Origin of the sequence: Sporotomaculum syntrophicum (assembly GCF_009932395.1) — a bacterium.
In the GTDB taxonomy this organism is placed as follows: Bacteria; Bacillota; Desulfotomaculia; order Desulfotomaculales; family Desulfallaceae; genus Sporotomaculum; species Sporotomaculum syntrophicum.
Genome location: NZ_LSRS01000005.1, coordinates 127,153 through 135,775, shown reverse-complemented (window position 1 = coordinate 135,775; position 8,623 = coordinate 127,153). Strand labels below are relative to the sequence as shown.

Annotated in this window: 10 protein-coding genes and 5 pseudogenes; 5 read left to right on the top strand and 10 right to left on the bottom strand. The window is 39.2% G+C overall.

Annotation, left to right across the window (positions count from 1 at the left end):
* On the top strand, window positions 1–375 hold a 375-nt coding region (locus SPSYN_RS10850; protein ID WP_161822508.1), incomplete at its 5' end, for an isochorismatase family protein.
* A 74-nt stretch (window positions 376–449) separates the two neighbouring features.
* Here the strand turns inward: SPSYN_RS10850 and SPSYN_RS10845 are convergent.
* A pseudogene (locus SPSYN_RS10845) lies at window positions 450–640 on the bottom strand (DUF1653 domain-containing protein).
* A 256-nt stretch (window positions 641–896) separates the two neighbouring features.
* On the opposite strand from SPSYN_RS10845, the gene SPSYN_RS10840 reads away from it, so the two are divergent.
* The 3 genes and pseudogenes from SPSYN_RS10840 to SPSYN_RS10830 all read left to right on the top strand — a co-directional run.
* On the top strand, window positions 897–1,175 hold the full coding sequence (locus SPSYN_RS10840) for a PHP domain-containing protein (protein WP_161822507.1): 279 nt from the start codon (window positions 897–899) through the stop codon (window positions 1,173–1,175).
* A 46-nt stretch (window positions 1,176–1,221) separates the two neighbouring features.
* Window positions 1,222–1,689: a hypothetical protein gene (locus SPSYN_RS10835; RefSeq protein ID WP_161822506.1), complete on the top strand. Its 468-nt coding sequence runs from the start codon at window positions 1,222–1,224 to the stop codon at window positions 1,687–1,689.
* 180 nt (window positions 1,690–1,869) lie between these two features.
* Window positions 1,870–2,367 (top strand): annotated as a pseudogene (locus SPSYN_RS10830) (sulfite exporter TauE/SafE family protein); the annotation flags it as partial.
* A gap of 211 nt (window positions 2,368–2,578) precedes the next feature.
* Here SPSYN_RS10830 and SPSYN_RS10825 read toward each other — a convergent pair.
* The 6 genes and pseudogenes from SPSYN_RS10825 to SPSYN_RS16340 form a co-directional block, all read right to left on the bottom strand.
* Complete coding sequence (locus SPSYN_RS10825; RefSeq protein WP_243153022.1) at window positions 2,579–3,427, bottom strand: ABC transporter permease; 849 nt, start codon at window positions 3,425–3,427, stop codon at window positions 2,579–2,581.
* On the bottom strand, window positions 3,420–4,613 hold the full coding sequence (locus tag SPSYN_RS10820) for a quaternary amine ABC transporter ATP-binding protein (RefSeq protein WP_161822505.1): 1,194 nt from the start codon (window positions 4,611–4,613) through the stop codon (window positions 3,420–3,422). The genes SPSYN_RS10825 and SPSYN_RS10820 overlap by 8 nt, the downstream gene beginning before the upstream one ends.
* Window positions 4,614–4,625: 12 nt before the next feature.
* Complete coding sequence (locus tag SPSYN_RS10815) at window positions 4,626–5,489, bottom strand: glycine betaine ABC transporter substrate-binding protein (RefSeq protein ID WP_161822504.1); 864 nt, start codon at window positions 5,487–5,489, stop codon at window positions 4,626–4,628.
* A gap of 612 nt (window positions 5,490–6,101) precedes the next feature.
* Window positions 6,102–6,317, bottom strand: a pseudogene (locus SPSYN_RS15770) (DUF1905 domain-containing protein); the annotation flags it as partial.
* A 145-nt stretch (window positions 6,318–6,462) separates the two neighbouring features.
* Window positions 6,463–6,669, bottom strand: coding sequence for a hypothetical protein (locus SPSYN_RS16345; RefSeq protein ID WP_341478882.1), 207 nt, complete (start codon window positions 6,667–6,669; stop codon window positions 6,463–6,465).
* A pseudogene (locus tag SPSYN_RS16340) lies at window positions 6,670–6,741 on the bottom strand (hypothetical protein); the annotation flags it as partial.
* Window positions 6,742–7,053: 312 nt separating this feature from the next.
* On the opposite strand from SPSYN_RS16340, the gene SPSYN_RS10805 reads away from it, so the two are divergent.
* The gene (locus tag SPSYN_RS10805) at window positions 7,054–7,446 is read left to right on the top strand and encodes a DnaJ family domain-containing protein (RefSeq protein WP_161822503.1); all 393 of its coding nucleotides are present in this window, start codon (window positions 7,054–7,056) and stop codon (window positions 7,444–7,446) included.
* Between the two features lie 67 nt (window positions 7,447–7,513).
* On the opposite strand, the gene SPSYN_RS10800 is transcribed toward SPSYN_RS10805, so the two are convergent.
* The 3 genes and pseudogenes from SPSYN_RS10800 to SPSYN_RS10790 all read right to left on the bottom strand — a co-directional run.
* Window positions 7,514–7,870: a metallopeptidase family protein gene (locus SPSYN_RS10800; RefSeq protein ID WP_161822502.1), complete on the bottom strand. Its 357-nt coding sequence runs from the start codon at window positions 7,868–7,870 to the stop codon at window positions 7,514–7,516.
* Window positions 7,871–7,963: 93 nt separating this feature from the next.
* Window positions 7,964–8,128, bottom strand: a pseudogene (locus tag SPSYN_RS10795) (DMT family transporter); the annotation flags it as partial.
* A gap of 1 nt (window position 8,129) precedes the next feature.
* On the bottom strand, window positions 8,130–8,623 hold a 494-nt coding region (locus SPSYN_RS10790), incomplete at its 5' end, for a serine hydrolase family protein (RefSeq protein WP_161822501.1).

The window sequence follows — 8,623 nt, the reverse complement described above, 5'->3', positions numbered from 1 at the left end:
AAAGGCCTCGGAAAGACAGTCCCCGAATTAAATACCGGTTCAGACATGGTATTTGAAAAAATTACTTTTTGCGGCTGTACAACGGAAGTGCTATCAACATTAAACCGACTAGCCGGAAAAAAAATCATTGTCGTCGGGATGGAAACCCATGTCTGCGTATTGCAGACAGTAAGGAGTCTCCTTGAACACGGGTACCAGGTATTTGTGGTGGGCGACGCGGTATGTTCCCGCACCAAAGAGAATTACAAAAACGGTTTATCCCAGATGATGCAGATGGGGTCCGTCGTCACCAATACCGAGACAGTGTTTTTCGATTTATTAAAACAGGCCAACACCCCTGAATTCAGGGAACTATTACCACTGGTAAAGGGCTGAACACTTTTAGGTGTTTGTTGGCAATGACACAAGCCAGGCCCAGCAACAATTATCGCCCAGTGCGAATTCCATCATCAGCGCTCCGGCTCCTGCACCAGCTCAAAACGATATTTTTGCGTAACATTCGGGTATTTCACATGATCCACTTCACTTAAAAACATATCGTAGGGACGAATATATACCCTAAAATCGTCATACAGCGCCTGATAGACAATATATTTTTCCTTAGTTTCACTGTGCGTGGAACCGTCAGCAACCGGTACATTTTATTTTTGAAATGGCAGTACAATGTCAAATATTCCCTCTGATGAAATTTTCGAAGGGAGGCTTTTACGATTTTTTATATTACAAACAACAAAAATGAGGCTTTAGATGTTCAAGCGCATGAAGACAACCCAAAGCCGTTGATAAAACATCCCAAATATAATATGTGGGCGGTAGAAATTACTGAAAATAATAAATATGTATAAAATAAAAAAGGCCGAATTTATACTAAACTATCCCATGATTGGGGTGTGTAAATGGCTAATTTAGCGTTAAACCCTTATCAAAACGTAAATTGGGAAACAGTTAATCAATACAAGGCTAATTTTCACACTCACACAGATTTAAGTGATGGCAGCCGCACCCCGAAGGAAATGATAGATATTTATCATAATGCCGGGTATGATATTTTAGCTATAACCGAGCATAACCACTTAACTACAGGAACAACCTACCCTTGGACTACTTATGGGAAAGACCCGGCAGTATTAAACATGCTTAAGTATTATACATCATCCAACAAGATATTCTTATGACGTTGATTGGTATATTGATTTATTGAAATATGACTGTGTTGTAGGCGTGGAAGTATACAATAAAGGGGACAGATATCCAGACGGTAGAGAATTATGGGATAAAATCAATTGTATTGGCGATAGAATGCTCTGGGGTTATAGTAATACCGACGACCACAATGGATTTTATGCCGGTAAGAACTATCAATTTATATTAATGACTGAATTAACCGAAACAGCACTTAAAATAGCAATGCAGGAAGGGGCATTTTACTTTTGTTATGAACCTGGCGGCACTGGAACTGTTAATGTACCGACTATAACAAGAATAAATGTAGATACTAATACAATTACAATTCAAGGTGCTAATATATCCCGGATTGACTGGGTTGCAGAGGCAAGAAAAATCTGGACAGGGCACACCTTTAATTATAATAGTTTCAGTGGCAAGTTTGTACGGGCTGAATTAATAAATAATAATGGTATTACTTATACGCAACCATTTAGTTTTACTGCACAATCTAATAAAAACTAACCTCAAAATGAATAAAGTTATTACAGGACTTCCAAATGTAAGCCACCCATGAAAAAGAGGGTGGCTTTTAAAAGCGTACAGTTTGAACAAAATAGATCTTGAAGACATGATTAAATAATAACAATTTCTCATAAAATGTTATCGATCAAGTGAAATATAAATTTTGATTTTAATTTACTTGCCTCATTGCTTTTAGCCTCTAGCACCATATTTACCGCAAGGGCGGGCGCACGCTACGCTAATGCCTCGGCGGGTTCATAATCCTGACCCTCCCTGCTCTTGCTTCTGAAACCTTACCTGTACCATGTTGATGAGCCCACCACAGGGTGGCTAAAAGTAGCATTTCTTTTATTAACAGGGGTCTTAACCGGCTTCCTCTCCGGTATGATGGGGGTCGGTGGGGGTACGATCATGGTACCTTCAATGGTGCTGCTCACCGGCTTCACCCAATACGCCGCCCAGGGCAGCTCCCTCCTGGCCATGGTCCCGGTGGGAATAGTCGGGGCTTACACTCACTGGCGCCTGGAGAACGTCAACACCGGCATATTGCCGGGATTAATCCCTGGTATTCTGCTGGGAACGTACCTGGGTGGCTCCCTTGCTCATTTCATGCCTGAAGGGGCTTTACGCATTATCTTCGCCACCGTGCTGATTTGGACAGGGGTAAAATATTTATGAGCACCCAAACCTTTGCCTGGTAAGGAAAAGAGCAGCTAAGACTGTTCTTTTCCTTATCAGGCCAACAGTGCCCGGAAACTTCCTGAGCCTGCCGCCAGGTCTTTGGGATCAACGGTTTAATCTAGGAAGGGCATGGTATGGTCTATGGGTGTTGATTGCTCTTCCCCTGGTAAACTTGCTGTCTATCAAACCTGATAGGAGTATTTTCATATTAACGTGTATTTTTTTGCTCTTTTTGTTTTTTAGTTATGTTTTCTGTTATGCGATCAAGAAGTATGGCTAAAATAACTATACTTAATCCTCCAACAGCACCCATTCCGATATCAAGAGTCTGCATGGAGCGTAGAACTACCATACCAAGACCACCTGCCCCAATCATTGAAGCAATAACAGTCATAGCCAGCGCCATCATAATACATTGATTTACTCCGGCCATGATTGTTGGCAGAGCCAAGGGAAGCTGAATGTCTACTAAAGTCTGCCACCTACTTGATCCAAAAGCTTGTGCTGCTTCTACCATTTCTTTGGATACTTCACGGATTCCCAAATTTGTAAGTCGTACGGCAGGAGGCATTGCAAATATCATTGTTGCAACCAGAGCCGCAACTTTCCCCATACCAAAGAACATGACTGCCGGTATCAGATAAACAAAGCTTGGTAAAGTTTGCATAAAATCAAGTACCGGTCTAATAATTCGCTCTGCAAAATTACTTTGAGATGCTATAATACCTAAAGGTATTCCAAGCAATAATGAAACTGCAGTTCCCGAAAGCGCCAAAGCTATAGTTGCCATTGTTTCTTCCCAAACACCTATACCATATGATATTAAAAACCCAAATACAGCAAAAATTGCCAGGCGGTAATTGGTTAATTTCCAGACTATCGCCCCTACGATGATCATAACTACAACTTCCGGTGGCCAAATTAAAATATTCTCAAATTGTTTAATTATAGACTCCATCAATACGCTTGAAGACCGCAATACCGGGCTAAGGTAAAAGCTAACTACCTCAAAAATTGCATTAATCCAATCAGCCAGAGGTATTACAAAATCAATCACTCGGAATCCCCCCCGCCAACTTTGCCATTACAGTTCCACGCAAAACAATACCTTTAAATTTATGATTGTCATCCACAACTGCAAGAGGCAAACTTTTACCGGTTAATAATGAAAACATATCCTTTAAAAGGGTTTCCGGAAAAACTGTTGGAATATCTTTGCGTATTATGTTTTCAAGACTTTTTTCATTTTTTTCTATAGCTTGTAATGCATCTTCCGCCATTACCAGTCCCAATAAACAGTTCTGTTTATCTAAAACAAAAATACTGGAAATATTACTTTCTTCCATTCTATGCAAAGCTATGCGCGGACCGTCTTTAGGATGAATTACTACTGTTGAAGGTTTTTTCATTATCATTTCGGCAGTTAAAACTCGTGATCTGTCGACATCTTCCACAAATTTTTCCACATAATCTGTAGCAGGAGACATCATTATCTCTTCGGGTGTACCAACCTGAACTATTTCCCCTTCCTTCATAAGTGCAATACGGTCGCCTATTCTTAATGCCTCGTCAAGGTCATGTGTAATAAAAACAATAGTTTTTTTCATTCTTTCTTGTAATTCGAGTAATTCTGTTTGCATTTCTTTTCTTATAAGCGGGTCAAGTGCACTAAAAGCTTCATCCATTAAAAGAATATCGGGTTCTGTAGCCAGGGCGCGAGCTAAACCCACACGCTGCTGCATACCCCCACTTAAATTTGAAGGTAAAAAATCTTCCCAACCTTTTAACCCAACCATTTCTAAAGCTTCATAAGCCTTTTTTTCTCTTTCCACTTGAGAAATACCCATTATTTTTAGTCCATATGCCGCATTCTCCAGCACTGTTTTATGAGGAAAAACTGCAAAGCTTTGAAAAACCATACTTATTTTTTCACGGCGCAGCTCATTAAGTTCCTTTTTATTCATTTTAGTAATATCTTTGCCGTTAATAATTATCGATCCTGAAGTTGAATCGATTAAGCGGTTCAGGCAGCGGATCAAGGTAGACTTGCCACTGCCTGAAAGCCCCATTACTACAAAAGCTTCTCCAGGTTCAACTTCAAAAGATATATTGTTTAAACCTACAGTTTGTCCAATATCGGAAAGTATTTTCTCTTTGGAATGACCTTCTTCCAACATTTTTAATGCCATATCAGGATGCTTACCATAAATCTTATATAAATTTTTAACCTTAATAATAGCCATCTTTAATCATCCTTATTGTTCAAACCAAATATCGATTAATGAACGATTATTGTCTATCCAGTTCTTTGCCAATACCTTAACATCCTTATCTTCATTTTGGTATCCGTATAGGAAATCTTCATTATCTTCAATGCTCATTTTAAAGTTCTTGAAAAAATTATACATTTCGGGAGATTTGTCCTTAAAATCCTTTCTTAAGCCCCAATAAAAGTTGTCATACTCCCAAAAACCTTTAGGATCATCCAATACTTTAATATCATAATCTCTAAACATTGTATGAGGGCGCCAACCTAAGAATAGTATAGGTTCATTGTGTTTTATTGCATAATCCACTTCTGCCATCATTGAAGGTAAAGTACCTGCTATAAGTTCTATATCCAAGTCATAACCTTCAATTATATCTTTGGAAACTAACATCATACCTGAACCAGGTTCAAAACCAACAAGTTTACCCTTTACTATATCTTCATTACCTTTAAGGTCAGCTATAGAATCAACATCAAAATATTTTGGAACTATCCATCCTAAAGGAGCATTTTCAAATATTGCGCTTGCAAGTTCATATTTATCACTGTATTTTTCCTGGTAGGATTTGTGAATGGATGGCAGCCAAATTCCGGGCCATGCATCTATATCACCTTGTGCCAATGACATAAACATAAAACCAACGTCGCCTTCAACAACTTCAACCTTGTATCCCTTTTCTTCAGCAATTTGTTTGGCAACTTCTAATACAGGAACTTCATAATCGTAAGGCGCATTACCTAGCTTAATAACCTTATCCTTATTTTCAGATTCATTTTCATTTGCACAACCTGTCAACATTAATGTTCCGGTAAAAGCTATAAGCAACAACAGTATAAATATTTTTTTCACTTAAACAAACCTCCTATGTTTTTTAGGCAACTCAACTTTCAAGTTTAAAATTTGCTAAAATTATATAAAATATTTACTTTTATATAAAAAAACAGGCTTTGCACCTCCTTCTTAGTATGTTTTACATTTTATCGTTAGTGGCATAAAAGTGACCCCGTATACCCCGTTATCATAAACATTAACAAGCAATACGACAGGCTTACCTTAAGTGCCTTAAACAACTTCAATAAGACTAGGAGTTGTTGGTGCTTAAATTATTAATGTACTTATCGACCTTCATTTTATTAACAAACTGGTTTAAGTAGCTAAAAAAATGTATTTTGTTGTATCCTTGTCCTCATTTTAAATCTTCACTTACACTAGATATTTGGGCAAGGACTACCTTTTCTATCTTTATTATAAGGTTTTTTTATTTATTAGGACAGGTTTAATCTGACATTTTGTCGATATGATGTATTTTTTATTGCTCCTGTTTCTGAAACCTGGTCTGTAGCATGTTGACGAACCCCGCTATGATGGGTGTCTGGTGTGACCGAGCAAGTATTATATTGAACAGATTTTCCGTAAGTTGTAGATGAAAATAAAGTCTGCTGGTTAAACTAGAAAGTGGTTGTTACACAACGAGCTAAAGGTTACTACACTACCGTCGTATGGCTGCCCGTCAAAGGTGGCGTGGAAAGGGACGTGACCCTTGCCAAATTCCTTCCTTACGTCAAAAGGAATTTCCACATATGCACCATCAATATCAGGAACTTTTTGGATTGCAGCTTCAAAGGTGTATACCTTCTTACTGCTACCGCCTTTGGTCTTTTCTGCGTTATCTTGCACCCTAAACCGGGTAATTTCTGCAATCAATTCATACGGTATCGATTCAGAAAACCGCCGGGATAAATCCCGAGGTGATTATTCGCCGCCGCGAAATGGATGAGATTTTCATTTTGCCAGAACGTCGGCATCTGCCAGCTTATCTTTTCTATACGTCCGGTGCTGCCTGGCGAATTGTTTGCCTGACTTGCGCGAGTATCTCCCGCACATCATCGGGAAATAGTGCTATGTATTCGTCAATAGTGTTATATTCCGGTTTTACAGCAGGTTCCTTATGTGCGCTATTTGACTGCGTCAGGATATACGCCCGGGCAATACGCTCAATAAACGCCTGAAATAAAGCGCTGTCCTTCACCTCAAAATAATGAACCACACGGTTTTTAGAGGTCTGTAATGTTTTCGTCGGTGCCCATTCATCATGCAGCACATCGGAGGCAAAGGCAACTACCAGGCAATCTTTTTTTCTCTAAATTCGGCAAAGGCGGAGTTATGTCTCCACAGTATGGCACTTGAAGTCTCACGTTCTTCAAATGCATCATTACTCCTAATGATTTCTCATTTCCATGCTTCCAGTATAACTCAATTCTGCTATATTGTGTCTCACTATATGAAGAATATAATAGAAAGTGTACAAGGAATTTCTTAGAACCGGTCGAATATAAATATAAAGGCACTGCTATCTAGCATTTGTTATATTTGCTTGCATTATTTTAGATCTTTAGCGTTAGGGTGAGGATTAATGGACATGTTCGCCATTATAGCTGAAAATAAAATTCGTGAGGCTATGCTGAAGGGAGAATTTGATGACCTACCGGGCCAGGGCAAGCCTTTAAAAATTGATGATCTCTCCAATGTTCCTGATGACCTTAGAGCCAGCTATATTTTGTTAAAAAACGCCGGCGTGCTGCCGGAGGAAATGGAATTACACAAAGAAATTGTCAATCTGCAGACGTTGATTAACCGCTGCTATGATGACAACGCCGATGATGGTGAAATCATCTCACTAAGGAAAAAGCTAACAGAAAAAATGCTACGCTACGACATGATGATGGAAAAAAGGAAAGCCGGCTCAAGCAACGCTATGATCTCCTACCAAAATAAGATTAGCAGAAAATTAGGTAGGTATAAGTAAATTGTATATTAGATCCTCATAACAACAGTACCCCCCCAAAACCTTAGGGTTGTCTTCACCCCTTCGTTTAGCTTTTAAGGGCTTTGGCTAATTCCTCTATTTCCCTTTTCGCCAAATCTTCTTGGCCGGCCAGCGACTCCAGGTGGTGTTGTATTTCATGTAGCACCGTATCTATAATCTCCGCTTTCCAGCAGTCAACAGACTCGTCTTCTAGCAATGCCACAAATGAACCATAATAAAACACGATAAAGCAGCCCAGCATACTATCCTCAATATACTCACCCAATATATAGTAATCGTCTTCACACTTTTTGTTTTGCTGCAAGTTAAAACCACCGGTCAAGTCTCGAAGGAAATGTGGCGGAATACTGTCCACTGCTTGATCAAGCATGGCAGCGAACTCATCAAAAGTTGGTTTGGCCATTTATTTTTCCTCCCATCCTTTTGCATATCGTTGTTCGGTACTTATTTTTTAGCTCATTTGGGAATCCAACGCCACGCGTTCATTTGGAATTAATTAATGCGAAGTAACAAGTTTCAATCCTACAATTCCTATTATTATAAACCCAATGCAAACTAGCCTGATTATATAAACAGGCTCTTTAAATAATACTATTCCTGAAATCACAGTACCAATAGTACCAATTCCTGTCCAAATTGCATAGGCAGTACCTAAAGGTAGCTCATATTGTTGTCATAGCAATACGCATGGACAACTTAATAGGAAGAGCGGCGTTGGCCATTTGGTTTAGATCTCCTACAAAAAATAAATCCTTAACGGGATAATAAAAAGCAAACGACCCTGTCGAACCGGAATGGCCTTTTATCTCGCCTTTCCCCCTGAAGAATGTGGCTACTCCATTTAAAGGAATCCGCATATACCCGCCACCATAGCAAATCGGCCACATTGAAGCTTGCAACTTGTTGTATGATGACAGCCGGTCGAAAATTAATTTATCAAACAGTTCACCACCAAAGAAAGCTTTAATAAATATCATCAACTCACGAGCAGTAGTCACGCAACCGCTGCTTGCCCGGCTGCTCATGACAAATTTTGGACGGTGAATAGCTTTGTCCTTATAATATATTTTTGGCACAAAGTTATTTTCACTTTCAGGGAGATAGGTGTTCTTTAGTCCTACCGGTTCAAATATAAACTTTTTATATACCTCACTTA